General features: G+C 71.4%; 23 protein-coding genes. 5 read left to right on the top strand and 18 right to left on the bottom strand.

Annotation, left to right across the window (positions count from 1 at the left end; translation table 11 throughout):
* Window positions 1-61: 61 nt before the first annotated feature.
* The 3 genes from DEJ47_RS19430 to pdhA (DEJ47_RS19420) are packed head-to-tail and all read right to left on the bottom strand — an operon-like array spanning window position 62 to window position 3,725.
* The gene (locus DEJ47_RS19430) at window positions 62-1,522 is read right to left on the bottom strand and encodes a dihydrolipoamide acetyltransferase family protein (RefSeq protein WP_150175739.1); all 1,461 of its coding nucleotides are present in this window, start codon (window positions 1,520-1,522) and stop codon (window positions 62-64) included.
* A gap of 20 nt (window positions 1,523-1,542) precedes the next feature.
* On the bottom strand, window positions 1,543-2,523 hold the full coding sequence (locus tag DEJ47_RS19425; RefSeq protein ID WP_150170043.1) for an alpha-ketoacid dehydrogenase subunit beta: 981 nt from the start codon (window positions 2,521-2,523) through the stop codon (window positions 1,543-1,545).
* Window positions 2,524-2,525: 2 nt separating this feature from the next.
* Complete coding sequence (gene pdhA, locus DEJ47_RS19420) at window positions 2,526-3,725, bottom strand: pyruvate dehydrogenase (acetyl-transferring) E1 component subunit alpha (protein WP_150170041.1); 1,200 nt, start codon at window positions 3,723-3,725, stop codon at window positions 2,526-2,528.
* Between the two features lie 405 nt (window positions 3,726-4,130).
* Between pdhA (DEJ47_RS19420) and DEJ47_RS19415 the strand changes: the two genes are divergently transcribed.
* Window positions 4,131-4,793, top strand: a complete 663-nt coding sequence (locus DEJ47_RS19415; RefSeq protein WP_150170039.1) for a response regulator — start codon at window positions 4,131-4,133, stop codon at window positions 4,791-4,793.
* 114 nt (window positions 4,794-4,907) lie between these two features.
* Window positions 4,908-5,330 (top strand): pyridoxamine 5'-phosphate oxidase family protein, encoded by a 423-nt coding sequence (locus tag DEJ47_RS19410; RefSeq protein ID WP_150170037.1) that lies wholly within the window; start codon window positions 4,908-4,910, stop codon window positions 5,328-5,330.
* Between the two features lie 21 nt (window positions 5,331-5,351).
* Here DEJ47_RS19410 and DEJ47_RS19405 read toward each other — a convergent pair whose 3' ends face one another.
* Entirely contained in the window at window positions 5,352-6,920 is a 1,569-nt protein-coding gene (locus tag DEJ47_RS19405) for a protein kinase domain-containing protein (RefSeq protein ID WP_150170035.1), read from the bottom strand.
* A gap of 305 nt (window positions 6,921-7,225) precedes the next feature.
* On the opposite strand from DEJ47_RS19405, the gene DEJ47_RS19400 reads away from it, so the two are divergent.
* Complete coding sequence (locus tag DEJ47_RS19400; RefSeq protein ID WP_150170033.1) at window positions 7,226-8,866, top strand: protein kinase domain-containing protein; 1,641 nt, start codon at window positions 7,226-7,228, stop codon at window positions 8,864-8,866.
* A 102-nt stretch (window positions 8,867-8,968) separates the two neighbouring features.
* Here the strand turns inward: DEJ47_RS19400 and DEJ47_RS19395 are convergent, their stop codons facing one another.
* The 9 genes from DEJ47_RS19395 to pdhA (DEJ47_RS19355) all read right to left on the bottom strand — a co-directional run bounded on the left by DEJ47_RS19395 (window position 8,969) and on the right by pdhA (DEJ47_RS19355) (window position 18,831).
* Window positions 8,969-9,514: a bacterial proteasome activator family protein gene (locus DEJ47_RS19395; RefSeq protein ID WP_150170031.1), complete on the bottom strand. Its 546-nt coding sequence runs from the start codon at window positions 9,512-9,514 to the stop codon at window positions 8,969-8,971.
* Window positions 9,515-9,607: 93 nt separating this feature from the next.
* Window positions 9,608-10,024: a hypothetical protein gene (locus tag DEJ47_RS19390; protein WP_150170029.1), complete on the bottom strand. Its 417-nt coding sequence runs from the start codon at window positions 10,022-10,024 to the stop codon at window positions 9,608-9,610.
* A gap of 88 nt (window positions 10,025-10,112) precedes the next feature.
* Window positions 10,113-11,090 carry an NAD(P)H-quinone oxidoreductase gene (locus tag DEJ47_RS19385; RefSeq protein ID WP_150170027.1) on the bottom strand — a complete coding sequence of 326 codons (978 nt, stop codon included), beginning with the start codon at window positions 11,088-11,090 and terminating at the stop codon, window positions 10,113-10,115.
* 192 nt (window positions 11,091-11,282) lie between these two features.
* The gene (locus DEJ47_RS19380; RefSeq protein ID WP_150170025.1) at window positions 11,283-12,380 is read right to left on the bottom strand and encodes a potassium channel family protein; all 1,098 of its coding nucleotides are present in this window, start codon (window positions 12,378-12,380) and stop codon (window positions 11,283-11,285) included.
* Window positions 12,377-13,954, bottom strand: coding sequence for a molybdopterin molybdotransferase MoeA (locus DEJ47_RS19375; RefSeq protein ID WP_150170022.1), 1,578 nt, complete (start codon window positions 13,952-13,954; stop codon window positions 12,377-12,379). Before DEJ47_RS19375 ends, DEJ47_RS19380 begins: the two co-directional genes overlap by 4 nt.
* Window positions 13,951-15,018, bottom strand: a complete 1,068-nt coding sequence (locus DEJ47_RS19370; protein ID WP_150170020.1) for an NTP transferase domain-containing protein — start codon at window positions 15,016-15,018, stop codon at window positions 13,951-13,953. The genes DEJ47_RS19375 and DEJ47_RS19370 overlap by 4 nt, the downstream gene beginning before the upstream one ends.
* A 104-nt stretch (window positions 15,019-15,122) precedes the next feature.
* Complete coding sequence (locus tag DEJ47_RS19365) at window positions 15,123-16,673, bottom strand: dihydrolipoamide acetyltransferase family protein (protein WP_150170018.1); 1,551 nt, start codon at window positions 16,671-16,673, stop codon at window positions 15,123-15,125.
* On the bottom strand, window positions 16,673-17,689 hold the full coding sequence (locus DEJ47_RS19360) for an alpha-ketoacid dehydrogenase subunit beta (protein ID WP_150170017.1): 1,017 nt from the start codon (window positions 17,687-17,689) through the stop codon (window positions 16,673-16,675). Before DEJ47_RS19360 ends, DEJ47_RS19365 begins: the two co-directional genes overlap by 1 nt.
* Complete coding sequence (gene pdhA, locus DEJ47_RS19355) at window positions 17,686-18,831, bottom strand: pyruvate dehydrogenase (acetyl-transferring) E1 component subunit alpha (protein ID WP_150170015.1); 1,146 nt, start codon at window positions 18,829-18,831, stop codon at window positions 17,686-17,688. The genes DEJ47_RS19360 and pdhA (DEJ47_RS19355) overlap by 4 nt, the downstream gene beginning before the upstream one ends.
* Before the next feature lie 204 nt (window positions 18,832-19,035).
* On the opposite strand from pdhA (DEJ47_RS19355), the gene DEJ47_RS19350 reads away from it, so the two are divergent.
* Window positions 19,036-19,530 (top strand): Lrp/AsnC family transcriptional regulator, encoded by a 495-nt coding sequence (locus DEJ47_RS19350; RefSeq protein WP_150175738.1) that lies wholly within the window; start codon window positions 19,036-19,038, stop codon window positions 19,528-19,530.
* Window positions 19,531-19,552: 22 nt separating this feature from the next.
* On the opposite strand, the gene DEJ47_RS19345 is transcribed toward DEJ47_RS19350, so the two are convergent.
* Together DEJ47_RS19345 and DEJ47_RS19340 are read right to left on the bottom strand one after the other, a co-directional pair.
* Window positions 19,553-20,146 carry a TetR/AcrR family transcriptional regulator gene (locus DEJ47_RS19345; protein WP_150170013.1) on the bottom strand — a complete coding sequence of 198 codons (594 nt, stop codon included), beginning with the start codon at window positions 20,144-20,146 and terminating at the stop codon, window positions 19,553-19,555.
* Complete coding sequence (locus tag DEJ47_RS19340; RefSeq protein ID WP_150170011.1) at window positions 20,143-21,654, bottom strand: 3-hydroxyacyl-CoA dehydrogenase; 1,512 nt, start codon at window positions 21,652-21,654, stop codon at window positions 20,143-20,145. The genes DEJ47_RS19345 and DEJ47_RS19340 overlap by 4 nt, the downstream gene beginning before the upstream one ends.
* A gap of 197 nt (window positions 21,655-21,851) precedes the next feature.
* Here DEJ47_RS19340 and paaN point away from each other — a divergent pair, with 197 nt between their 5' ends.
* Window positions 21,852-23,543 (top strand): phenylacetic acid degradation protein PaaN, encoded by a 1,692-nt coding sequence (gene paaN, locus DEJ47_RS19335; protein ID WP_150170009.1) that lies wholly within the window; start codon window positions 21,852-21,854, stop codon window positions 23,541-23,543.
* Window positions 23,544-23,575: 32 nt separating this feature from the next.
* Here the strand turns inward: paaN and DEJ47_RS19330 are convergent, their stop codons facing one another.
* The 3 genes from DEJ47_RS19330 to DEJ47_RS19320 are packed head-to-tail and all read right to left on the bottom strand — an operon-like array spanning window position 23,576 to window position 26,492.
* Complete coding sequence (locus tag DEJ47_RS19330) at window positions 23,576-24,355, bottom strand: TrmH family RNA methyltransferase (RefSeq protein WP_150170007.1); 780 nt, start codon at window positions 24,353-24,355, stop codon at window positions 23,576-23,578.
* The gene (locus DEJ47_RS19325; RefSeq protein WP_150170005.1) at window positions 24,352-25,674 is read right to left on the bottom strand and encodes an HTTM domain-containing protein; all 1,323 of its coding nucleotides are present in this window, start codon (window positions 25,672-25,674) and stop codon (window positions 24,352-24,354) included. The genes DEJ47_RS19330 and DEJ47_RS19325 overlap by 4 nt, the downstream gene beginning before the upstream one ends.
* Window positions 25,671-26,492, bottom strand: a complete 822-nt coding sequence (locus tag DEJ47_RS19320) for a DUF5819 family protein (protein WP_223828411.1) — start codon at window positions 26,490-26,492, stop codon at window positions 25,671-25,673. Before DEJ47_RS19320 ends, DEJ47_RS19325 begins: the two co-directional genes overlap by 4 nt.
* Between the last annotated feature and the right edge of the window lie 6 nt (window positions 26,493-26,498).

Here is a 26,498-nt window from a genome sequence, read left to right as displayed (position 1 = left end):
AGCCGGTACACGAAGAGGGCCCCGCCGCGACGTCGCGGCGGGGCCCTCTTCGTGTACGTCCCTACGCCCAGGTCATGAGCCGCTTCGGCTGCTCCAGGATGGCCGCCACATCGGCGAGCACCTTCGAGCCGAGCTCCCCGTCCACCAGGCGGTGGTCGAAGGACAGCGCGAGCGTCGTCACCTGACGGGGCTTCACCTTGCCCTTGTGGACCCACGGCTGGAGCTTGATCGCGCCGACCGCGAGGATCGCGGACTCGCCGGGGTTCAGGATCGGCGTGCCCGTGTCGACGCCGAAGACACCGACGTTCGTGATCGTGACCGTGCCGCCCTGCATGGCGCCGGGCGAGGTCTTGCCCGCGCGGGCCGTGGACACCAACTCACCGAGCGACGCGGCCAGTTCGGGCAGGGTCTTGGCGTGCGCGTCCTTGATGTTCGGCACGATCAGACCGCGCGGGGTGGCCGCGGCGATGCCCAGGTTCACGTAGTGCTTCTGGACGATCTCCTGGTTCGCCTCGTCCCAGGCCGCGTTGACCTCCGGGTTCCGCTTGATCGCCACGAGCAGGGCCTTGGAGACGAGCAGCAGCGGGTTGACCCGCAGCCCCTCGAACGCCTTGTCCTGCTTGAGCTCCTCGACCAGCTTCATCGTCCGCGTGACGTCGACCGTCACGAACTCCGTGACGTGCGGCGCCGTGAACGCCGACTCGACCATCGCCTGCGCGGTGGCCTTGCGGACACCCTTGATCGGGATGCGGGTCTCGCGGGCGTCCGCACCGGCCACGGGGGACGGCACCGCGGGGGCGGGTGCCTCGACCGGCTCGGGCGCCTGCGGGGCCGGTGCGGCGGCCGGGGCCGGGGCCACCGCCGCGTGCACGTCCTCGCGGGTGATGATCCCGTCGGGGCCGGACGGCGTGATCGTCGCGAGGTCCACGCCGAGGTCCTTGGCGAGCTTGCGGACCGGCGGCTTGGCGAGCGGCCGGGCGCCGTTGTGCCCGTTCAGGGACGGGGACTGCGGTGCGGGCACGGGTGCCGGTGCGGGTGTCGGTGCCGAGGCGGCCGGTGCCGGTACCGCGGCGGGAGCGGCGGGCGCCTCCGGCGCGGCGGGCTTGCGGGCCCGGCGCTTGGTGGAGGACTCGGCGACCCCGTACCCGACGAGCACGGGCTTGCGGCCCTCCGGAGCGGCGGACTCCGCCTCGGGCTCGGCAGCCGCCACGGACTCCGCGGTCGGCGCCGGCTCGGGCACCGTCGCCTGCTCGGCGACCGGGGCGCCTCCGCCCGACACGTCCACCGCGATGATCACCTGGCCGACGTCGACCGTGGTGCCCTCGGGGAACCGCAGCTCCCGTACGACGCCGTTGAACGGAATGGGGAGTTCGACGGCGGCCTTGGCCGTCTCGACCTCGCACACGACCTGGCCGTCGGTGACCGTGTCACCGGGCTGTACGTACCACTTGAGGATCTCGGCCTCGGTGAGTCCCTCGCCCACGTCGGGCATCTTGAACTCGGCAAGAGCGGTGTCTGTCATCGTCGTCACGACCCTCTCCCTCAGTACGCCAGCGAGCGGTCGACGGCGTCGAGCACCCGGTCGAGGCCCGGCAGGTACTCCTCCTCGAGGCGCGCCGGCGGGTACGGGGCGTGATAGCCGCCGACCCGCAGCACGGGCGCCTCCAGGTGGTAGAAACACCGCTCGGTGATGCGCGCCGCGATCTCCGCGCCCGTGCCCAGGAAGACCGGGGCCTCGTGGACGACGACGAGCCGCCGCGTCTTCTCGACGGACGCCTGCACGGAGTCGAAGTCGACCGGCGACATCGAGCGCAGGTCGACGACCTCCAGGGACTTGCCCTCTTCCGCGGCGGCCGCGGCCGCCTCCAGACAGACCTTCACCATCGGGCCGTACGCCGCGAGCGTGAGGTCGGTGCCCTCGCGGGCGACGGTGGCCTTGTGCAGGGGGCCGGGGATCGCTTCCTTGTCGACCTCGCCCTTGTCCCAGTAGCGCCGCTTCGGCTCGAAGAAGATCACCGGGTCGTCGCTCTGGATGGCCTGCTGCATCATCCAGTAGGCGTCCGCCGAGTTCGAAGGAGAGACCACCTTGAGGCCCGCGACGTGCGCGAAGAGCGTCTCGGGGGACTCGCTGTGGTGCTCCACCGCGCCGATGCCGCCGCCGTACGGAATGCGGATGACGACGGGCATCTTGATCTTGCCGAGCGCACGGGCGTGCATCTTCGCGAGCTGCGTGACGATCTGGTCGTACGCCGGGAAGACGAAACCGTCGAACTGGATCTCCACCACGGGGCGGTACCCCCGCAGGGCGAGGCCGATGGCCGTGCCGACGATGCCGGACTCGGCGAGCGGGGTGTCGATGACCCGCTCCTCGCCGAAGTCTTTCTGCAGTCCGTCGGTCACCCGGAAGACGCCGCCGAGCTTGCCGACGTCCTCACCCATGATGAGGACCTTGGGGTCGTTCTCCAGCGCGGTGCGCAGGGATTCGTTGATCGCCTTGGCGATGGGAAGTTTCTGGACAGCCATGGTTACTTGACCTCCCCTGCCGCGGGGGCGTCCGCGAACGACGCCTGGTAGGCGGCGAACTGGGCGCGCTCCTCGTCCACGAGGGCATGCCCGTCGGCATAGACGTTCTCGAAGATCGCCATCAGATCCGGATCCGGCATCGCCCGCACCACCTCTCGCACTCGCTTGCCCAACGCTTCGCTCTCGTCGTCGAGTTCCGCGAAAAATCCCTCATCCGCGTGACCTTCGGACTCCAGGTACGCCCGGAGCCGCAGGATCGGGTCCTTGGCCTCCCAGGCCACCCGCTCGTCGTCGTTGCGGTACTTGGTCGGGTCGTCGGAGGTCGTGTGCGCGCCCATGCGGTACGTGAACGCCTCGATCAGCGCCGGGCCCTCGCCGTTGCGGGCGCGCTCCAGCGCCCACTTGGTGACCGCGAGACAGGCCAGGACGTCGTTGCCGTCGACCCGTACGCCGGGGAAGCCGAAACCCTGCGCGCGCTGGTACAGCGGCACCCGGGTCTGCTTCTCGGTGGGCTCGGAGATGGCCCACTGGTTGTTCTGGCAGAAGAACACGACGGGCGCGTTGTAGACCGCGGAGAAGGTGAACGATTCCGCCACGTCGCCCTGGCTGGAGGCGCCGTCGCCGAAGTACGCGATCACCGCCGAGTCCGCACCGTCCTTGGCCACGCCCATCGCGTAGCCGGTGGCGTGCAGGGTCTGCGAGCCGATGACGATCGTGTACAGGTGGAAGTTGTTGCTGTTCGGGTCCCAGCCGCCGTTGTTCACGCCGCGGAACATGCCGAGCAGGTTCGTCGGGTCGACGCCGCGGCACCAGGCGACGCCGTGCTCCCGGTAGGTGGGGAAGACGTAGTCGTCGTCGCGGGTGGCGCGGCCCGAACCGATCTGGGCGGCCTCCTGGCCGAGCAGCGAGGCCCACAGGCCCAGCTCGCCCTGGCGCTGCAGTGCGGTGGCCTCGGCGTCGAAGCGGCGGGTGAGGACCATGTCGCGGTAGAGACCGCGCAGCTCTTCCGCGGTGATGTCGGCGACGTACGCGTCGTACACCGCGTTCCTCGCGTCCTTGACCCGCTTGCCCTCGGGGTCGAGCAGCTGGACGAGCTCGGGCTCGGTGCTTTTCTGCGGCGCGGGCTTCTTGGCGCTTGCGCGCTTGCCGCCGCCGGTACTGCTGCGGCGCGGTTTGCGCGCGGCGGTGCTCTCCACGGTCACGTGTGCTCCTCCGTCGGTCCGGCCCCCGGGGGTTACCGGGAAAACCAGTACGGCTCGCCTGGTCCGTGCCCGCGCACGGGGTGGGTGCGACTCAGCCGGGAACAGGCGTGACAGGTGCCCCGGCGAGCGCCCTGCACAAAGCACGTTACCCAGTGCGTCCCATTTCTGTGAAACCCCATCTGACCTGCGAATTTGCTTGGATTTCCAAGTAAACGGTCAGTCAGTCGACATACTCGGATTTCCGAGTATCCCGAGAAAACCGGGAACACTTCCTGGTCACAGCACTGATCACAGCCTGGCAGGGGGCCGGAACACCGGCACGTTATCCCGGCCACCCCGGGGACGGGAAGGGTTCCGAAGGGTTCCGCACAGGCACGCAAAGAGATCGTGTGTGAGACTGGCTCCGTGCGCGAAGATGGAAAAATTACGGTTTTTCTCCTCGACGACCATGAAGTGGTCCGGCGGGGAGTCCATGAGCTGCTGTCCGTCGAGGCCGACATCGAAGTGGTCGGCGAGGCCGGCACCGCGGCGGACGCCCTGGTCAGGATCCCGGCGACCCGCCCCGACGTGGCGGTTCTCGACGTGCGCCTGCCGGACGGCAGCGGTGTCGAGGTGTGCCGCGAGATCCGTTCGCAGAACGAGGACATCAAATGCCTGATGCTCACCTCGTTCGCCGACGACGAGGCCCTTTTCGACGCGATCATGGCCGGTGCCTCGGGATATGTCCTCAAGGCCATCCGCGGCAATGAGCTCCTCACCGCCGTGCGCGACGTGGCCGCGGGAAAGTCCCTGCTCGACCCCGTCGCGACCGCCCGGGTCCTGGAGCGGCTGCGTGACGGCAACAACGCCAAGGGCGACGACCGTCTCGCCAACCTCACCGATCAGGAGCGGAAGATCCTCGACCTGATCGGCGAGGGCCTGACCAACCGCGTGATCGGTGAGCGGCTGCACCTCGCCGAGAAGACGATCAAGAACTACGTCTCCAGCCTGCTGTCCAAGCTGGGCATGGAGCGGCGCTCCCAGGCCGCGGCGTACGTGGCGCGCATGCAGGCGGAGAAGCAGCACTGACGCGCCCCCGGGCGCGACGGACAGGCGAACCCGCCGGTTCAGGGACTTACGTCCTTCGTTGATGGGGGCGGGATCCCCTTTTCCGACGCCCTGTCGATGAACCAAGGTGGGTGCATGCCCACCGACGACCGGCTCGCCTTCGAACTGCTCCGCCGCACCGACTACGGCCGGGTGGCGACCAGCATGCGCGCGCTGCCCTTCCTCGCCGCGGCCCGGCACATCGTCGTGGACGGGAAGATCCTGCTCCGCATGCACAAGGGATACGGCTACCACCAGGCCTGCGTCGGCAGCGTCGTCGCGTACGGCGCGGACAACCTCAACGTGGCGAGCGCGAAGGACGTCCAGTGGACCGTCCAGCTCGTCGGCGTCTGCGACCGGGTCGAGCCGACCAACGCGGAGCTCGAACTCTTCGGGTCCACCCCGCACTACGTGGACGGCGAGCTCTTCGACCCGGTCTACCTGCGGATAGAGCCGCAGTTCACCACGGTCCACACGCTGCACACCGGCCACGACCGCCAGCTGCAGCACATCCTGTAGGCCGCCAGGCGCCGGTCCGGCTCAGGCCCCTTCGCCCTCGCCGCCGCCACCGTTGCCCGCACCCTCGTCGTCGCCACCGGGATCGGTCGGCGGGTCCGAGGGCTCGGTCGGGTCCTGAGTCGGCTTGGTCGGGTCCTGGGTGGGGGTGCTCGGGTCCCCCGTCGGCGTCGAGGGGTCCCCCGTCGGCGTCGACGGACGCGTCGTCGGATACGTCGGGTTCGTCGGCCGGTTCGTCGGCTCGGTGTAGTCCGTCTCGCCGCCCGTGCCCGTGTCCGGGTCCGACGTCTCGTCCTGCGTCTCGTCGTCCGCGCTCTTGCTCGGCTCCTTCGACTGCGACTGCTTCGTCGCGGGAGTCTTCGGCGGGTCCTTCTTGTCCTTCTTGTCGCTCGCGTTCAGCGCGAACGCCACACCCACCGCGATGGCGATGATCGCGAGCACGGCGACGATCCACAGCCTGCCGCGGCGTCCGCCCGTGCCGCCGCGGTGCCCGCCGTCGAAGCCGCCGTCGTCGCCCGGGGGACGCAGCATCGGGCTCGGGATCTGCGCGGTACCGGAGTCCGGGTGCGCCATCGCCGTGGTGCCCGCGACGCCCATCGCCGGGGTGCCGCCCCCCTCGTGCATCGCCACGGGGCCGGTGTTCCAGGTCCCCGTGTGACTGCCCTGCTCGGCCAGCATCTGCAGCCCGTACTGGACCAGGCCGCGCATCTCCTCGGCGGTCTGGAACCGGTCGTCCGGGTCCTTCGCGAGGGAGCGCATGACGAGCCCGTCCAGCTCCGGCGGCGCCGCGTCCGAGACCTCGGACGGCGGCACGGCCTGGTCCTGGACGTGCTGGTAGACGACGGAGAGCGGCGTCTCACCGGTGAACGGGGGCCGCAGCGCGAGCAGCTCGTAGAGGAGACAGCCCGTCGCGTACAGGTCGGAGCGGTGGTCAACGGCCTTGCCGAGCGCCTGCTCCGGCGACAGGTACTGGGGCGTGCCCATGACCATGCCGGTCTGCGTCATCGTCGACTGCGCGCCGTGCAGGGCGCGGGCGATGCCGAAGTCCATCACCTTCACCGCGCCGGTGTGGGTGATGATCACGTTCGCGGGCTTGATGTCGCGGTGCACGATGCCGTGCTGGTGCGAATAGGCCAGGGCCTCCAGGACGCCCGACACGATGATGAGCGCCTGCTCCGGACCCGGCGCCTCCGCGTTGAGCAGCAGATCGCGGATCGTCCGGCCCTCGACGATCTCCATGACGATGTACGGGACGACATTCGGCCCGACGACGTCTTCACCGGAGTCGTACACCGCGACCACGGCGTGGTGGTTGAGACCGGCCACGGACTGCGCCTCACGCGTGAAACGCGCCTTCGAGACCGGGTCCTCCGCGAGATCGGAGCGGAGCAGCTTGACCGCGACCGTACGGCCGAGACGCACGTCCTCGGCCGCGAAGACCTCGGCCATGCCGCCCCGGCCGAGTCTGTGGGTCAGCCGGTACCGGCCGTCGCCGACGAGCCCGCCGTTCCCCCACAATTCAGGCGCGTCTGACATACCGCCGCCAGACGCCTCGGGGTCGGACGGGCCCTGAGCGCGCTGCGTCTGTGCCATCAGTCCTCGCCGTCGTTTCTGGTCGTGGTACTTGGTGCCGAGTACGTGGAGATACCGGGTACTCAGTCGGCCACGCTACAGCCTTCGCGCCCCCCGCCGGTCCGAGGTGGACCGGACATCAAAGCCGCCCGGGGGTCCCATGCGCAAACTTGTAACGCTTCCGAGACGCTTCTTGCGCGTACGGTCACGGAACGGGCACCGAGCTTGACGCGTCATCGTCCTGGGGCAGACTTGGCCTGGAATAGCGGTAATCGATCAGCAGCCGCGGAGCCGTCCGGCAGCCGCGCCGATGGGGGACGCACGAGATGAGCAGCCAGGACGGCGCACAGGGGCGGTACGCGGGGCGTTCGCTGGCCGGTGGCCGCTACCAACTGCGCGATCTGCTCGGCGAGGGCGGCATGGCGTCGGTGCATCTCGCGTACGACACCGTCCTCGACCGCCAAGTCGCAATCAAGACACTTCACACCGAACTCGGTCGCGAACAGTCGTTCCGCGAGCGCTTCCGCCGCGAGGCCCAGTCGGTGGCGAAGCTCACGCACACGAACATCGTGTCGGTCTTCGACACCGGCGAGGACGATCTGGACGGCACGACGATGCCGTACATCGTCATGGAGTACGTCGAGGGCAAGCCGCTCGGCTCCGTGCTCGACGCGTCCGTCGCCCAGTTCGGCGCGATGCCGAGCGACCAGGCGCTGAAGATCACCGCGGATGTCCTGGCGGCGCTGGAGATCAGCCACGAGATGGGCCTGGTCCACCGCGACATCAAGCCCGGCAACGTCATGATGACCAAGCGCAACGTCGTCAAGGTCATGGACTTCGGCATCGCCCGCGCGATGCAGTCCGGCGTCACCTCCATGACGCAGACCGGCATGGTCGTCGGCACCCCGCAGTACCTCTCGCCCGAGCAGGCCCTGGGCCGCGGCGTCGACGCGCGCTCCGACCTCTACTCGGTCGGCATCATGCTCTTCCAGCTGGTCACCGGGCGGCTGCCCTTCGAGGCGGACTCGCCGCTCGCCATCGCGTACGCGCACGTCCAGGAGGAGCCCGTCGCGCCCTCCTCGATCAACCGCTCCCTGCCGCCGGCCGTGGACGCGATCGTCGCCCGCGCGCTGAAGAAGAACCCGAACGAGCGCTTCCCGACCGCCGAGGCCATGCGCGACGAGTGCCTGCGCGTCGCCCAGTCCTTCCAGGCGGCGGCCCCCAGCATCGTGCCGGGCGCACCGACGGCGAGCGGCGCGGGCGTCGGCTCGGCGGTCTTCCCGCCGGTCGACACGTCGATGCCCCAGAGCGGCGCCGTCCAGACGCCGTACCAGCCGGGTTCCTACGGCCCCGCGACCCCGTCCCCCGCGCCGACGCCGGGCTACGGCTACCCGCAGCAGAGCGGTTACCAGACCCCGCCGCCCGTCAACGCCTACGCCCCGCAGCAGCAGGGCGCGCACACCCCGCCGCCGTACAACCTCTCGCCGCAGCCCGCCACGACGGCCTCGCCGTCCGGTTCCGGCGGCGCGGGCGGCGGCAAGCGGAACATGCCGGTGATCGTCGGCTCGATCGTCGTCGCGCTCCTCGCCATCGGCGGCCTGATCACCGCTCTGTCGCTCAGCGGCGGTGACGACGGCAAGGAAGCCGGCGGCGACAAGTCGACGCAGCCGGTCGCCGGTCACAAGGGGCCCGACCGGGCCCAGGTGATCGAGACCGAGAAGTGCACCGAGCCCGATGTCGGTTACAACGACGAAGAGAAGATCAAGGTCCCGGACTTCACGTTCAAGGACTGGAGGTCGGTCCTGTCCTGCCTGCAGGCGGCCGGCTGGCAGCACGACAAGCGCAAGGTCAACGAGAACGCGTACGGCGAGGACACGGTCATGCGGCAGACCCCGAAGGAAGGCACGGAGGTCGACCCGAAGAACCTGGAGATCCAGTTCGACGTGTCCACGGGCAACCCGGCCTAGTCCCGGCTTCGCAGGCCTTCTCACGCGGAGGGGCTCGGTACGCGGTGTGCGTACCGAGCCCCTCCGCGCTGTCCGGATATACGGGTCTACGGGTCTACGGGTCTACAAGTAAGGGCCGCCCGTGCGGCCCGCGATGCCGCCGCTCTCGTCCTCGTCCTCACCGCCGCCGACACCCGGCGGCAGCGCCCGCCGCATGGACTCCAGCTGGGCCCGCGCCGCCATCTGCTGCGCGAACAGCGTCGTCTGGATCCCGTGGAAGAGGCCTTCGAGCCAGCCGACCAGCTGGGCCTGCGCGATCCGCAGCTCCGCGTCGCTCGGCGTCGCCTCCTCGGTGAAGGGCAGGGAGAGCCGCTCCAGCTCCTCGACCAGCTCGGGGGCGAGGCCGTCCTCGAGCTCCTTGACCGAGCTGGCGTGGATCTCCTTCAGACGGACCCGGCTCGCCTCGTCGAGAGGAGCCGCCCGCACTTCTTCGAGCAGCTGCTTGATCATGCTGCCGATGCGCATCACCTTGGCCGGCTGTTCGACCATCTCCGTCACCGGGACCTCGCGGGATTCGTCGTCTCCGCCGCCACCGAGTGCCATTCCGTCCTGGCCCACGACCAGGACCTGGGGGCTCTCCGGCGACCGTTCGTTCCTCGGCATCTCCATGCCGCCATTCTCTCGCACCCGTACGTCACACATCGGTGGTGCCCCCTCACGCAGCTGATCCACCCTCAGGGCCGGCCTTCAGCGAGCTGTCTCTCAGCCGCGGCGGAGCCGGAGGCCCAGGAAGCCGAGTCCGAGCCCGATGAGGACGAGTCCACCACCGAGGGGGAGGACGCGGAGGTTGGGCAGCACGGGGCCGACCGGGGGGCGTTCGGTGGGGTCGGACGCGGTGTCCCGGTGCGCGACGGGGGTCGGCACCGGCTGTCGTGGGGGCGGGGCGACCGGGGGTGGGGTGTGCGGCACGGGTGTCGGGTCCAGGATGGGCGGCTGCATGCCTCCCGGCCGCTCGCGGCCCTCACCTGCGGCGCTTCCGGCGCGCGCGGTCTCCTCGACCGTGGTGACGGCCGCGTGCGCCGTGGGGGCGGGGGCGTACGCCGTCAGGGCCGCGAGGAACGCCGCGCCGACCAGGGTGATCGCGGGGGCCGTGCTGCGGCTCGCCCAGGATGCCTTCACGGGATCAGCGTCACACGACGGGGCATGTCCGGCATCTCGGGCGGAGTGCAGCGGGCGGAGCAGTGCCCCACCCGCTGTCCGTGCTCCGCTACCGCGTGAGCAGCACCTTGCCGATGTGGCTGCTCTCCTCCAGGACCCGGTGAGCCGCCGCCGCGTCCCGCATCGGCACGGTCCGGTCCACGATGGGCCGCACGTGGCCCCCGCCGATCAACGGCCAGACGTGCTCCCGTACGGCCGCGATGATCGACGCCTTCTCGGCGGCCGGGCGGGCGCGCAGCGACGTGGCGGTGACGGCGGCCCGCTTGGTGAGCAGCGCGCCGATGTTCAGCTCACCCTTGGCGCCGCCCTGCATGCCGATGATCGCGAGGCGACCGTTCACGGCGAGAGCGCGCACGTTCCGGTCGAGGTACTTCGCGCCCATGTTGTCGAGGATGACGTCCGCGCCGGCCCCGTCCGTGGCGCGCTCGATCTCCTCGACGAAGTCCTGCTCGCGGTAGTTGATGAGGACGTCGGCCCCCAGCTCGCCGCAGAACGTCAGCTTCTCCTTGCTGCCCGCCGTGACGGCGACCTTCGCGCCGACGGCCTTGGCGAGCTGGATCGCCATGGTGCCGATGCCGCTCGAACCGCCGTGCGCGAGCAGCGTCTCGCCGAGCCTGAGGTGGGCGATCATGAAGACGTTGGACCACACGGTCGAGGTGACCTCGGGCAGCGAGGCCGCCGTGACGAGGTCGACGCCGTCCGGCACGGGCAGCAGCTGGCCCGCGGGGACGACGACCTGCTCCGCGTAGCCGCCGCCGGAGAGCAGCGCGCACACCTCGTCGCCGACCGCCCAGCCGGAGACGCCGGGGCCGAGCGCGCTGATGCGGCCCGAGCACTCCAGGCCGGGGTACGGGGAGGCGCCGGGCGGCGGGTTGTAGAAGCCCTGCCGCTGCAGGAGATCGGCGCGGTTGACGGCGCTCGCCGCGACCTCGACGAGCACCTCGCCCTCGCCGGGTACGGGATCGGGGACCTCGGCCCAGACGAGCGCTTCGGGGCCACCGGGTTCGGGGATCGTGATCGCATACATGCTGGCGAGGCTACTCGCGTACGGGGCGAAGGGCCGGGCGTGGCAGCGATGACGGTGCGGGCCCGCGCCCTGGGCGTGGCAGTCGATGGCGGTGCGGGCCCGCACCCCGGGCGTGGCGGTCGATGGCGGTGCGGGCCCGCGCCGCGGGGGTGGCAGTCGATGACGGTGCGGGCCCGCGCCCGCCTTTCCGGCTCAGTTCGGGCGCAGCGGCTTGATGTCCGGGGCGACCGCCGTGCCGGGTGACGCTCGTACGATCGTGATCAGCCGGTCCGTCAGCTCCAGTTTGCCGACGGCCGGGTCGTCGTATCCGAGCACGCGGTGCCCTCGTACGACACTCACCACCAGGTCGTCCGTCTCCCGCACGCTCAGCCCCACCTCGGCCTTTATGACCGGGCGTTCGACGAGGTCGAGGCCGCTGCCCTGCTGGATCAGGTCCTCCATGACCATGCCCGCGCTCGGGCTGAGCACGGAGAGACCGAGCAGCCGGCCCGCCGCGCTGGCGCTGGTGATCACCGCGTCCGCTCCGGACTGCCGGAGCAGCGGCGCGTTCTCCTCCTCCCGCACCGCCGCCACGATCTTCGCCCCGCGGTTCAGCTGCCGGGCGGTGAGCGCGACCAGTACCGCCGTGTCGTCGCGCTGCGTCGCGATGATGATCTGGCGGGCCCGCTGCACCTCGGCGCGGAGCAGCACGTCGCTGCGCGTCGCATCGCCGACGACGCCCGCGTACCCCTCCGCCGTGGCCGCGTCGATCACCTTCGCGCTGGGGTCGACCACCACGATCTGCTCCGGCTTCAGACCGGTCGCGCAGACCGTCTGGATCGCGGAACGCCCCTTCGTGCCGAAGCCGACGACAACAGTGTGTTCACGCAAGTTGGACCTCCAGCGGGACAGACGCCATTCCTCGCGCGTCCGTTCCGTGAGCACTTCGAGAGTGGTGCCGACCAGGATGATCAGGAAGAGCACGCGCAACGGCGTGACCAGGAGAATGTTGGTGAGCCGCGCGCTGTCGCTGTACGGGACGATGTCTCCGTATCCCGTGGTCGAGAGCGTGACCGTCGCGTAGTACGCGGAATCGAGGAAGTCGAGGCGGTCGTCCGAGTTGTCGTGGTAGCCGTCGCGGTCGATGTAGACGAGGACCGTCGTCAGGGCAAGCACGAACAGCGCCATCGCGAGACGGCGGGTGACCTGGCGCAACGGCCGCTCGACCGTGCGCTGGGGCAGTTTGATGCGGTGTGTCGTGTGCTGCTCTTCGGGGTGACGCGCCATGGCGTCATGCCCGGGAAGTTTCACGTGAAACGCTCCTCGCCGTCTACGACTGCCCCATCCGCGGGCCCAGCCCCCACCTCGGGCCCGGCCCCGGATCCGGTGCCGACACCGGCTCCGGATCCTGCGCTGTCTTCGGCTTGGCCCCCGTCAATCGGACCACCGTACAAAGCCGCGCCCACGCCCGTTCCGGTGCCCACCTCGGGAACGGCCCACGGCAGGTCAAGGACCTCCACCTCCCTGCCCGCCCGCGCCCCGCCGGGCGGCACGACGGCGAGCCCGTCGGCCGCCGCGATCCCGCGCAGCATCGCGGGGCCGTTGAAATGCAGCGGCACGGCACGTTCGTCCCGCAGGGCGACGGGGACGAGGCGGGTGTCGTGCGGGTGCCCCTGGACGCCGTCGCGCAGGGGGGCGGTGTACGTGGAGGGCCCGCCACAGCCCGCCGCGCGGCCGGAGAGCGTACGCAGCAGGGGTTCGGCCAGCGTGAGGAGGCCGGACACGGCGGCGAGCGGGTTGCCGGGCAGACCGACGAGGTGCCGCCCCGCCCCGACGCGGGCCAGCAGCATGGGGTGCCCGGGGCGCACCGCGACGCCGTCCACGAGCAGTTCGGCGCCGATCCGGCGCAGGGTGGGGTGGACGTGGTCGACCGGTCCTGACGCGGTGCCGCCCGTGGTGACGATCAGGTCGGTGGTGGACGAGGTGATCGCGTCGTGGAGGGCCTCGGCGTCGTCACCGAGGCGCCGGACGGCCGTCACCTCGGCGCCCAGCGCATGCAGCCAGGGCGGCAGCATCGGGCCGAGTGCGTCCCGGATGAGCCCTTCGCGCGGCAGTCCGTCCGTCAGCAACTCGTCGCCGAGGACGAGGACTTCGGCACAGGGCCTGCGGAACACCGGCAGGGTGTCGTACCCGGCGGCCGCGGCGAGACCGAGCACGGCGGGGGTCACCAGGGCACCGGCGGGGAGGAGATGGTCGCCGGACCGGCACTCCTGGCCGCGCGGCCGGATGTCCTGGCCGGTGATCACGTCACGCAGGGCGTGCAGCCTGCCCTTGTCGTCGGTCCTGCCGTGTTCGCTGCGCAGCACGGCCGTGGCGTCCGGCGGGATGCGGGCTCCCGTCGCGATACGGACCGCCTCACCGTCGGAGAGGGCGTCAGGCCGGGCATGTCCGGCGAGGATTCCGTCGGCCCGTACCGTCCAGGGTCCGGGCCCGCCGACGGCCCAGCCGTCCATCGCCGAGGTGTCGAAGGACGGCAGGTCCGTGAGGGCGGTGAGCGGCGCGGCGAGGATCATGCCGAGGGCCCGGTGCAGGGGTACGTCGACAGGCTCGGTGCCGGGCTCGGGCGCGGCCCGTTCGGCGCGGGCGCGGGCGGCGGGCCAGGTGGTGGTGTCGTGGGCGGCGGGGGTGGAGGGCGGGGCGGTTGCGGAGGGCGGGGCCGCTGGGACGGACGGGGCCGTTTGGGCGGGTGCGGCCTGCGCCGGAGCCGAGGTCGGCCGGTGCACGGGGTCTTCGTGGGCGTCGTGGCCGTTGTAGGCGTCACGGTGCCCGTTCACCAGGGCGAGCGCCTCGTCGAGCTCGGCGTCCGACGCGGGCTGCCCGGTCATCCGGCACTCGGAGGCGTACCGGGAGCGGGCTGCGCGGGGGCGGGCCGAGGGGAGCCGGGCTGGGCGGCGCCGGGGCTCGCGGGGGCGGACGACGCGGACTTGGGCTGGGCGGCGCCGGGCCCCTCTGACTCGGCCTGGGCGGCGCCCGGCTGCGCGGACTCGGGCTGCGCGGCGCCCGGCTTCGCGTTCTGCTGGTCCTCGTCCGCCCAGCGGGCCGCGAGAGCCACGGCCTTGCGCGTCGCCTCGGCCACCGCCTCGGCACCACCGGCCGCTCCGCCGCGCGCCGCGGCCTGCGCCGCCGCGTACCCGACGAGGAACGTGGTCAGCGGTGCCGCGGGCCTGGCCACGCCGTGCGCGGCGTCGCGAGCGAGGTCCAGGAGGGCGCCGGTGTCGACGTCGAGCTCGATGCCCAGCTCGTCCTTGACTGCGGAAATCCATTCATCCAACACGTTGCCATGCTCCCTGATCCGCGCCCGGGCGGACGCGATGTCGTCCCAGGTGTCGCAGTCGAAAGCGGCGAGAGGGTCCGCGACCCGGGTGAGGGCGAGCCGCCCGGTGAGCCGCCGCAACGGCAGCCCGGCGAGCCCGCCGCCCCCGTGGCCGTCCCGCTCGTCGAGCGCGGCGATCCCCCGCAGGAGTGCGTCACGCCGATAGGCCGCGACGAGTGGCTGGTCGCGGCCGTCGGGGTCGGTGAGCACCGCGCCGTCCGCCCCGCTCCCGGCCAGCGCGTCGAGAAGCCGGCGAACGGTCCGCTCGCCCAGGAACGGCAGGTCGGCGGAGAGTACGACGACCTGTTCCGCCGTCGTGCGGGCGAGCCCCGCGTCGAGCGCGGCCAGGGGGCCACCGCCCGCGGGCTCCTCGCGCGCCCAGACGACGGGGCGCACGGTCGGCCGCGGCGCGGCCACCACGACGGTCGTACCCGCGCCGGAGCACGCCGCGAGCACCCGGTCGATCAGCGCACGGCCGCCGACCCGCACCCCCGGCTTGTCCGCACCGCCGAGGCGGGCGGCGCCGCCCCCGGCGAGCACGACGGCGTCGTACGGGCCGCCCTCTTTCGTGGTCACACCCCGAGTATGGGCATACGAAGGATCATTGACACCCCCGTGAAGGGCCCTACAGGCACGGGACTTACGTCACGCGCCTCCACCAGGGCCCCCGCCCGTGCTCCTCACACCGACCGCAGCAACACCGCCGGTTGCTCGACGCAGTCCGCCACGTACCGCAGGAAGCCGCCCGCCGTACCGCCGTCGCACACCCGGTGGTCGAAGGTGAGCGACAACTGCACCACGTGCCGCACGGCCAACTCGCCCTGGTGCACCCACGGCCTGGGCACGATCCGGCCGACGCCGAGCATGGCCGCCTCGGGGTGGTTGATGATCGGCGTGGAACCGTCGACCCCGAACACCCCGTAGTTGTTGAGCGTGAACGTGCCTCCGGTGAGCTCCCCCGGCGTGAGCGTTCCCGCGCGCGCGGACTCCGTGAGCCGTATCAGCTCCGCGTTGATCGAGCCGGTCGACCGCGACTGCGCGTGCCGCACCACGGGAACGACCAGGCCGCGCGGGGTCTGCGCGGCGAAGCCGAGGTGGATGTCGGCGAACTGCCGCACCTCTCGCGCCTCCATGTCCACGGCGGAGTTGAGCGCCGGGAAGCGGGTCAGTCCGGCCACGCTGATCCGCGCGAGGAGCGCGAGCAGCGACACCTTCTGTCCTTCGCGGTCGGTCATGGCGTCGTTCATGGCCTTGCGGGCCGCCAGCAGCTCGGTCGCGTCGGCGTCGACCCAGCAGGTCGCCTCCGGTATCTCGCGGCGACTGCGGGACATCTTGTCGGCGACGAGCCCGCGCAGTCCGGTCAGCGGGTGCCGGGAGTAGAGGCCTGTCCTGCGCGGCTCCTCCCCGGCCTCCACGCGCTGCCGCGCCTCATGACGTCCGGCGCGGATCAGTTCGTCGTCCTCCCGGACGGCTGCCTTGAGCGCGCGTGTGCGTTCCTCGTCGGACGTCCCGGCCTGTGCCACCGCCCGGCGCGCCTCGACGGCGGCGTCGACGTCGGCCCGAAGGATGAGCCCGTCCGGCCCGGACCCCACCAGACTGCGCAGGTCCACGTCGTTCTCCCGCGCCAGCTTGCGCACCAGCGGAGAGATCACCGGAACTGGCCCATCGAGAGCGGGCGCCCCGGGGGCGGGAGCCTTTGCGGCCGGGGAGGTTGAGGGAGGTGCGGCCGAGGCAGGCGCGGCTGGAGCCGGAGCGGTGGGAGGAGCCGGAGCCGGATCGGCGGGCGCGGAAGTCGGTGGCGCGGAGACCCGCACCGCCCGCACCCGGCGCCGCCGCGCAGGTGCCGCCGTCGTCCCGTACCCGACCAGCACGTTCCCGGAGGACTCCGCACCGCCCTGCTCCGCAGCCGTCTGTTCCGCGGCCGCGCGCTCCGCGGCGGCCTGCATGGCCCGATCAGCAGGCTCCTCAGGCGCCCCGCCAGAACCCGCTCCCACCGCGACCGTCAACAGCGGCGCGCCCACCGGCAGTTCCGTGCCCTCCTCGCCGAAGCGGGCGGTGACCACGCCTCCGTAGGGGCACGGCACCTCGACCATCGCCTTGGCCGTCTCGACCTCGACGACCGGCTGGTCCACGGTCACGACGTCGCCGACGTCGACGAGCCAGCGGACGACTTCCGCCTCCGTCAGCCCTTCCCCGAGGTCGGGCAGCTTGAATTCAAGGACCTGGGCCATCAGCTGTCCGCCTCCCACTGCAGCCGCGCGACCGCGTCCAGGATCCGGTCGACGCCCGGGAGATGGTGCTTCTCCAGCATCGGCGGAGGGTACGGGATGTCGAAGCCCGCGACGCGCAGCACCGGCGCCTCCAGGTGGTGGAAGCACCGCTCGGTGACACGCGCGGCGATCTCGCCGCCGGGACCACCGAAGCCGCCCGACTCGTGGACGACGACGGCCCGCCCGGTCCGCCGCACGGACGCGGCGACCGTCTCGTCGTCGAACGGCACGAGGGAGCGCAGGTCGACCACTTCGAGGTCCCAGCCCTCGGCGCGGGCCGCCTCCGCCGCCTCCAGGCAGACGGGCACGGACGGTCCGTACGTGATGAGCGTGGCGCTGCGCCCGGTGCGCCGCACCACCGCGCGGCCTATCGGTTCAACGGCTTGCGGTGCCTCCGGGTTCCAGTCGGCCTTCGACCAGTACAGCCGCTTCGGCTCCAGGAAGACGACGGGGTCGTCGGAGGCGATGGAGGCGCGCAGCAGGCCGTAGGCGTCGGACACCGTGGCGGGCGTGACGACGTGCAGGCCGGGGGTCGCGATGTAGTACGCCTCGGAGGAATCGCTGTGGTGCTCGACGCCGCCGATGCCGCCGCCGTAGGGCACGCGCACGGTGATGGGCAGCGGCAACGCGCCCCGCGTGCGGTTCCGCATCCGCGCCACGTGTGAGATCAGCTGCTCGAAGGCGGGGTACGCGAACGCGTCGAACTGCATCTCGACGACCGGCCGCAGCCCGTACATCGCCATGCCTACCGCCGTGCCGAGGATGCCCGCCTCGGCGAGGGGCGTGTCGGTGCAGCGGTCCTCGCCGAACTCCGCCGCGAGCCCGTCGGTCACCCTGAAGACACCGCCGAGCGCTCCGACGTCCTCTCCGAGGACGTGGACGGACGGGTCCTCGGCCATCGAGTCCCGCAGCGCGCGCCCGAGCGCCTGCGCCATGGTGGCCGGTTTGGTGGCCGGCTTCGCCGCGACCGTGGTCATCGGGCTTCCTCCTCGGCCTCTTCCGAGGCGACTTCGAGCTCGGCCCGCAACTGTGCCGCCTGCTCCCTGAGCTGGGAGGTCTGCTCGGCGTACACGTGCGTGAAGAGGTCCATGGGGTCGAGCACGGGCTCCTGGTTCATGTGTTCGCGCAGGTCGGCGGCCATGGCCTCGGCGTCGTCGCTTGCCTGCCGCTTCATGTCGTCGTCCAGGAGTCCGCGCTCCGTGAGCTCCCGCTCCATGAGCAGGATCGGGTCGTGGTCGCGCCAGGCCTCGACGTCGGTGTCCTGTCGGTAGCGAGTGGCGTCGTCGGCGTTCGTGTGCGCCTCCATGCGGTACGTGACCGCCTCGACGAGCGTGGGGCCGCCACCCTCACGCGCGCGGGCGACCGCTTCGCTCAGCACCTCGTGCATCGCCGCCGCGTCGTTGCCGTCGACCAGGCGTCCCGGCATGCCGTACCCCACGGCCTTGTGGGCCAGGGACGGGGCCGCCGTCTGCTTGGCGAGCGGCACGGAGATCGCGAAGCCGTTGTTCTGCACGAGGAAGACGACGGGGGCCTGCCACACTGCGGCGAAGTTCAGCGCCTCGTGGAAGTCGCCCTCGCTGGTGCCGCCGTCACCGACCATGGCGAGCGCGACGACGCCGTCGCCCTTGAGCCGGGCCGCGTGCGCGAGGCCGACGGCATGGGGGAGCTGGGTCGCAAGAGGGGTGCTCAGCGGCGCTATGCGGTGCTCGCGCGGGTCGTATCCGGTGTGCCAGTCGCCGCGCAACAAGGTCAGCGCGCTCGCGGGGGCGAGGCCGCGGGCGACCACGGCGAGCGTGTCCCGGTAACTGGGAAAGAGCCAGTCCCGCTCCTCCAGGGCGAGGGCGGCGGCGATCTCGCACGCCTCCTGCCCGGTGCTGGAGGGATAGACCGCGAGCCTGCCCTGTTTGGTCAGCGCCGTCGCCTGCGTGTTGTACCGACGGCCGCGCACCAGCTCCGCGTAGAGCCGCCGCAGCAGCTCCGGGTCGACCTTGTCGGCGGCGCCGGTGCCCAGGACGCGGTAGGGCTCCGCGTCCGGCAGCAGCGGCGCGGGGTCGGTCCTGGGCTGCCAAGCGGGGGGCGGGGTGGGCCGGTAGGCGCCCCGCTGCTCCATGACCGTCATGACGGCACCTCCTGGGGGAAGCGGTCTCCTCGTGGGAGCGGCATAAGAGGCACGCGACGTGATGCGCCTCACCTACCGATTGTTCGGTCGTCGGCACATTTTGGCTACAGGCGCCTCCAGGCTGTGGACAAACGGTTCTGCACAGCCTGGGATGGATGCAGTACGTCCATGGTAGGGAGGCGGGGGGACATGGCACCTGAACGAATGGCCGACGGACCGGACGGCGACCGTCCCGAGCCACAGATTCCGGATCCCCGGCCCCTGGATGCCATAGACCGCGACATCCTGCAGATCCTGCACACGGACGGTCGCGCCTCGATACGCTCCGTGGCCGAACGGGTCCATGTGTCACGGGCCAACGCGTACGCGCGCATCAACCGCCTCATCGACGACGGCGTCATCCGGGGCTTCGGGGCGCGCATCAATCACGAACGCGCCGGGCAGGGCGCGTCCGCCTACATCACGCTGAAGATCGTCCAGAACACCTGGCGCACGGTGCGCGAGCATCTGCGCGCACTTCCGGGTGCGTCCCACATCGCCCTGGTCAGCGGCGACTTCGACGTACTGCTCCTGGTGCACACGCCGGACAACCGAGCCCTGCGTGAGCTGGTGCTGACCCGGCTGCAGTCCATCCCCGAAGTCCTCAGCACGCGTACGTTGCTGGTCTTCGAGGAGGACGACATGGAGCCGGACGGCTGAGAGCCCGCCTTGGGCCCCGGGCTCAGCGGTCCGTGCGCAGGCCCGCGAAAGCCAGTTGCACGACCGCGTCGGCGATCTGTTCGCCGTTGGCGGCACCCCGGCTCTCCGGCCGGTACCACTCCACGATGGAGTTGATCATCCCGAAGAGCAGCCGGGTGGCGAGGCGCAGTTCGACGTCGGAGCGCAGGTCACCGTCGGCGACTGCCTCCTTGAGGAGCGCCGCCACCTGCTGATCGAACTCCCTGCGCCGCTCCATGGCCCAGCGCTCGGTGTCCGTGTTGCCGCGCACCCGCAGGAGCAGTGTCACGTAGGGCAGTTCGGCGACCAGCACCTCGACGGTGCGGCGCGTGACGTACTCCAGACGCCGCACCGCGCTGCCCACGCGCGCGTCGTCCTCGGCGAGGATCCCGAAGAGCCCGTCGAGCGCCCGGCTCACGGCGCGGCGCAGCAGCTCCTCCTTGCCCGCCACGTGGTGGTAGATCGACGACTTGGAGATGCCGGCGGCCTTGGAGAGGTGCTCCATGGACGTGCCGTCGTAGCCGCGCTCGTTGAAGACCCGCACGGCCACGCTCAGGAGCGTCTCCGGGGTGTACGTGTCGCGCCGGGCGATGGTCATGAGTACTCCTCTCGCACGGCTTGGCGCCGCAGTGCCTGGGAGGGCGCGTAGCGCCCGGTGGGGTACTCGTCGTGCAGGGCGTCGAGCGCCTCTGCCACCCGGTACGCGGTGAGGCGGCGGCCCCATGCGATGGGTCCGAGCGGGTAGTTGACGCCGAGCCGCATGGCGGTGTCGATGTCCTCGGCGTCCGCGACCTCGCGCCCGACGGCGTCCAGGGCGAAGTCGACGAGCATCCACACCGTACGGGCGACGATCATGCCGGGGGTGTGCCCGATGACGCTGACCTTCTTGCCGAGCGCCTGGAAGAGGCCGATCGCCTCGTTCAGGGACTGTTCGTCGACCCTGCTCGAGGGGGCGAGGGCGATCCTGGTGGCGGCGCGGTAGTCCAGCGCAAGGTCGAAGTGGATGGTGGGCTCGGCGTCGGTGTCGGCGGCCGTGCCGTCGGCCAGGGCGAGCCGGGCCCCGCCGGGGAGCTCGATGGAGCCGGGGTACTCGGGGACGCCCTCGCCGCGTCCGACCCGGATGCCCGCCTCCTCCATGAGGGCGGTCAGCGCCTCCGCCGGGAAGAGGTCGCCGTGCACGGTGACGGACTCCGGTGCCTGTGCGGGCGGCGCGGTGTGCGGCTCCGCGCGCGGGGCGTCGTCCCCGTACGCGTACCAGCCCTGGCCCGACTTCCGTCCGAGGCGGCGGGACTCCACGAGGCGGCGCTGCGCGAGGGACGGCGTGAACTTGGGGTCCTGGAAGAAGGACTCCCACACGGAGCGTGTGACGGCTTCGTTGACGTCCTGGCCGATGAGGTCGGTGAGTTCGAAGGGACCCATCTTGAATCCGCCGCACTCGCGCAGGACGGCGTCGATCGTGGCGGGGTCGGCGACCCGCTCCTCGTACAGGCGCAGCGCCTCGGCGTAGAAAGGCCGTGCGATGCGGTTGACGATGAAGCCGGGGGTGTCCGCGCAGCGCACCGGGGTCTTCCCCCAGGTCTTGGCCGTCTCGTACGCGCGCGTGGCGGCGGTCTCCTCCGTCGCGAAGCCGCTGACGACCTCGACGAGAGGGAGCAGGGGGGCCGGGTTGAAGAAGTGCAGGCCGACGAAGCGGCCCGGTGCGCGCAGGGCGCCCGCGATCGCGGTCACGGAGAGGGACGACGTGTTCGTGGCCAGCAGACATTCCTCGGCGACGACCTCTTCGAGGTCCTGGAAAAGGCGCTGCTTCACGTCGAGTTGTTCGAGGATCGCCTCGACGACGAGACCACAGCCGGCGAGCTCGGCGAGGCTCTCGGCGGGGGTGAGCCGGGCGCCGGCCGCGGCGCGGTCCTCGGCGGTGAGCCTGCCCTTCTCGACGAGCCGGTCCAGGCGCGCACCGATCGCGTCGGCCGCCGCCTTCGCGCGGCCCGGCGCGGCGTCGTACAGCCGCACGGGGTGCCCCGCGACCAGGGCGACCTGCGCGATGCCCTGCCCCATGGTTCCGGTGCCGACCACGGCAACGGCGCTGCTGAGCTCGAGTGCTGTCATGTTCGCGATCCTCCCGCACGGCCCGTCGGCCGCAGGGTCCGGGGGTGGCCGTCGAGAAGTTGTCCACAGCTTTGGCGGACCCCCTTGTCCCGACCGATCGTTCGGTTACTCTAGCCCTGTCAGAGCGTTCCTGCCCACCGTCCCTGCCCAGCTCGCCAGCTCGACGAAGAGCTGCCCGAGGAGGAGTTGGTCCCGTCATGGCCGCCGAACTCACCGCGCCCCAGCTGATCGCCAAGCACCGGCCCACCCTCGACCAGGCGCTGGAGACCATCCGCACGCGTGCGTACTGGTCCCCCCACCCCGAGCACCCGAAGGCGTACGGGGAGAACGGCAGCCTGAGCCTGCCCGAGGGAAAGGCCGCCTTCGACGCCCTCCAGGGCACCCGCTTCGACCTCGACCAGCCCGGCACGGACGACTGGGTCGGCGGCGAGGTCTCTCCGTACGGCCCGGAGTTGGGGATCACGTACCCCCACCCGGACATCGACACCCTGCTGCCCGCCATGCGCACCGGGATGCGCGCCTGGCGCGACGCGGGCGCGGAGGTGCGCGCCGTGGTCTGTCTGGAGATCCTGTCGCGCATCAGCGCCCGCACGCACGAATTCGCGCACGCGGTCATGCACACCAGCGGCCAGGCCTTCATGATGGCCTTCCAGGCGGGCGGCCCGCACGCGCAGGACCGCGGCCTCGAAGCGGTCGCCTACGCGTACGTCGAGCAGTCCCGCACCCCTGACGCCGCCGAGTGGACCAAGCCCCAGGGCAAGCGCGATCCGATCGCCCTGAACAAGCGGTTCACGCCCGTCGCGCGCGGCATCTCGCTCATGATCGGCTGCAACACGTTCCCGACGTGGAACGGCTATCCCGGACTGTTCGCCTCGCTCGCCACCGGCAACCCCGTCCTGGTCAAGCCCCACCCGCGCGCGGTCCTGCCCCTGGCGCTCACGGTGCGCATCGCCCGTGAGGTCCTCGCCGAGGCGGGCTTCGACCCGAACCTCGTCTGCCTGGCCGTCGAGCGGCCCGGCGAGGGCATCGCCAAGACGCTCGCCGTGCGCCCCGAGATCAAGCTGATCGACTACACCGGATCGACGTCCTTCGGCGACTGGCTCGAGGCCAACGCCCGCCAGGCGCAGGTCTACACGGAGAAGGCCGGCGTCAACACCGTCGTCGTCGAGTCGACGGACGACTACAAGGGAATGCTGGCCAACCTGGCCTTCTCCCTGTCTCTGTACAGCGGCCAGATGTGCACCACCCCGCAGAACCTGCTGATCCCCCGGGACGGGATTCAGACCGACGCGGGCGCGAAGTCGTACGACGACGTGGTCGCCGACCTCGCGGCCTCGGTGAACGGCCTGCTGGGCGACGATGCGCGGGCGAACGGCATCCTGGGCGCTCTGGTCAACCCGGACGTGAAGTCCCGCCTGGAAGCCGCCGCGGGCCTCGGCGAGGTCGCCCTCCCCTCGCGGGAGATCACCAACCCGGAGTTCCCGGACGCCGTCGTCCGCACCCCGGTGATCGTCAAGCTGGACGGCGCCAAGCCGGACGCCGAGGCCGCGTATCTGAGCGAGTGCTTCGGCCCGGTCTCCTTCGCGGTCGCCGTCGACTCCGGGGAGGACGCGGTGGAGCTGCTGCGCCGCACGGTGCGTGACAAGGGAGCGATGACCGTCGGGGCGTACACGACGTCGGAGGAGTTCTCCGCCACCGTCGAGGAGACCTGCCTCGAAGAGTGCGCCCAGCTGTCCCTGAACCTCACAGGCGGTGTCTACGTGAACCAGACGGCGGCGTTCTCGGACTTCCACGGCTCGGGCGGCAACCCCGCGGCGAACGCCGCACTGTGCGACGGCGCCTTCGTGGCCAACCGCTTCCGCGTGGTGGAGATCCGCAAGGACGCGTGACGGCTTGCGCGTCTCGCATGACGCGCGGCGGGTCAGGCCTCCGGCCCCGGGGGCCTGCCCGCCGACCAGTGGAAGAGCGCCATGCCGACGCTCGTCGCCAGGTTGTAGCTGGACACCTGCGGGCGCATCGGCAGGGACACCAGGTGGTCCGCGCGCTCACGCAGTGCGGCCGACAGCCCGCTGCGCTCCGAGCCGAAGGCGAGCACGGCGTCGTCCGGAAGCTTCAGCCCCCTGATGTCATCGCCCTCCGCGTCGAGCGCGAAGACAGGGCCGGGCGGGAGGTCCGCCACCTCCACGCGTTCCACGGCGGTCGCGAAGTGCAGGCCCGCGCCGCCCCGCACCACGGTGGGGTGCCATGGGTCGAGCGTGCCGGTCGTCACGACCCCGGTCGCCCCGAACCCGGCGGCGAGCCGGATCACCGCGCCGGCGTTGCCCAGGTTGCGCGGATCGTCGAGCACGACGACCGGCGCGGACCGGGACGGCCTCCGCAGCGCCTCCAGGTTGGCCGCGCGCGAAGGACGTACCGCGAGGGCGGCCATGGCCGTGGGATGCAGCCGCGGCACCAGGGCGCGCAGCCGGTCGTCCGGGACCTGGGTCAGGAGCTCGTCGAGCGCGTCCTTCACATCCGGCGCGAGCTCATCCGCCAGGGCCAGGACAGCGGGCCGGTCACTGGTCAGCGCCACCGGCACCCGCGCGTCGAAGCGCAGGGCGTGCTTGACCGCGTGGAAACCGTCCAGCAGCACGGACGTATCGGCGAGCCCGCGCCAGGCGCGCACGGCGCCCTCGGGGTCCGCCCCGTCCGTCCTGTTCATGGCGTGAAGCCTACGTGGGCGGGGCCGGTGGGTTCCTCGCCCCGCGCCCCGGCCACGGAGTCCCCGGAAGCCATGGACTCGGTGGCGTCCCCGGAATCCGCAGACCTGGCGGAGTCCCCAGTCCCCACGAATTTCGCGGAACCCTCGGCGTCACCGGACCGCTGCTCCGGCACATCACTGCCGCGAGAAAGCGGAAGCCGGGATAACGCCCCTTCACGCACGCGTGCCGCCCACCGGCCGAGCCGCCGCAGGAATGACGTCGGCAGGAACACCGCGTCGGCCGCGATCATCGCGAGCGAGAAGAACGGCAGCCCCAGAACGACCGCGATCGCGGAGTGCTCGACGATCATGGCCACGAGCAGGACGTTCTTGACCCGGCGGTTGAAGAGGGCGAAGGGGAAGGCCACCTGTACGGCGACCGTTCCGTACGTCACCAGGAGCACCATGATGCCGTGGGACGAGAGCAGTTCGGAGAGCGCGGGCCACGGGGAGAAGTAGTCGAGGTTCAGCGGGTAGTACACGGCCGTGCCGTCCTGCCAGCGACTCCCCTGGATCTTGTACCAGCCGGCGGTCGCGTAGATCAGACAGGCCTCGACCATGATCACCAGCAGGCCCGCGTTGTGGGCGAGGTTGGCCACGACATCGAGCAGCTTCCGCAGCTCGCTCCCCGGGGCCCGCCGCCCCACGGCCCACCAGAGGCCGTGCGCAAGCCACAGCCCCCAGAAGAGCAGCAGCCAGCCACCGCTGAGCTCCCCCATGAACGTCACGACGGACAATGCGAGCCCGAGCACCCACCACAGGACGGGCCCGGCAGGACCGGCCGGGTCCTGCCCGCCCTCACGCGCGCGTTCCGCCCGCCGCGCGTCCAGCGACCAGACCTGGCCGCAGCGCGTGAAGACCAGATACGTCGACATCAGGTGGATGACGTTGTCACCGCCGTCCCCCATGAAGATGCTGCGGTTCTGCAGCGACAGCACCCCGATCATGAAGAGCACGGACATCGCGCGCGTGTGCCAGCCGAGCAGCAGCAGGACGCTGCTGAGGATGCCCACCGCGTAGACGATCTCGAACCAGAGGTGCCCGTCCGACCACATCAGCGCGGTGAAGGCACCGTTGTTCGCGATGAGCTGCTGCGCCATGTCCCAGTTCCAGGGACCGTCGGGCCCGTACATCTCGTGACGGTGGGGCAGCTCGCGCAGCAGGAAGAACAGCCAGGTGCCGGCGAATCCGATACGGATCACCGCGGTCTGGTACGGCCCCAGGGCGAAGCCCGTGACATTGCTGAGGCCCCGCGCCAGAGGGTGCTCGAAGCGGCTCATCGGGCAGCACCCTCCGCTTCGGTGTCCGCGCGCCCCTTCGTACCGACGCCTGCGTGGCTCTTCGTATCGGCGTCCACGCGGCCCCTTCCTTCGGCGAGCGGCAGGTCGTCCGGCTCCACCGTCCACCACGGGAGCACCCGGTACGTGGGCTTGAGGGAGACCTTCTCGTCGCTCCACTTCGGCGGCCGCACGTTGGTCGTCTTCGAGCGCAACTGCACACGGGCGATCTCGTCGCCCTCGCGTCCCGGCTCCTCGCGGTCGAGCCGCATGTACGCGATGCGGCGGACGTAGCGCTCGGAGAGCTGGCCCCGCAGGCCGACGGGACGATTCTGCGAGTCGTGCGAGCCCACGTAGAAGTCCCAGGCGCGGCGGAGTTCGTTCTGCTGCGTGTGGCTGGGCAGCAGGCTTCCGTCGATGGCGGCACCGTCCATGGCGGAGAGGCCGTACCAGTCGGTGGTCCGCACGCCCCCGTCAGCCGTGCGGAGCTCCGCACGGGCCTGGACGGCGACGTTCTGCTGGAGCGGGTTGGGCGCGAAGAGCTTCCAGTTCTGCTCGAACTCGGGGTAGATCCATTCGTCGACCACGTCCCCGTGCTGCTTGGTCAGCGTGTTCGAGGGCGCGACGTGCAGGAACAGCATGGCCACGTGGACGCAGGCGGCCGCGGCGACGACGGCGAGGGCGCACGCGGCGGCGATCTGGTAGCCGAGCCTGAGCCCGGCGATCCCGACCCGGACCGGCCGCTCGGCCTCCGGGCCACCCGCTTCGGCCCCGACAGATTCACCGGGCCCCTCACCGGAGCCCTCGTCGTTCCGGTCCATTCCGCC

The sequence above is a fragment of the Streptomyces venezuelae genome, assembly GCF_008642355.1.
GTDB lineage: Bacteria > Actinomycetota > Actinomycetes > Streptomycetales > Streptomycetaceae > Streptomyces > Streptomyces venezuelae_B.
The sequence above is the reverse complement of the archived record's forward strand: the minus strand, read 5'-3'. Positions and strand labels throughout refer to the sequence as shown.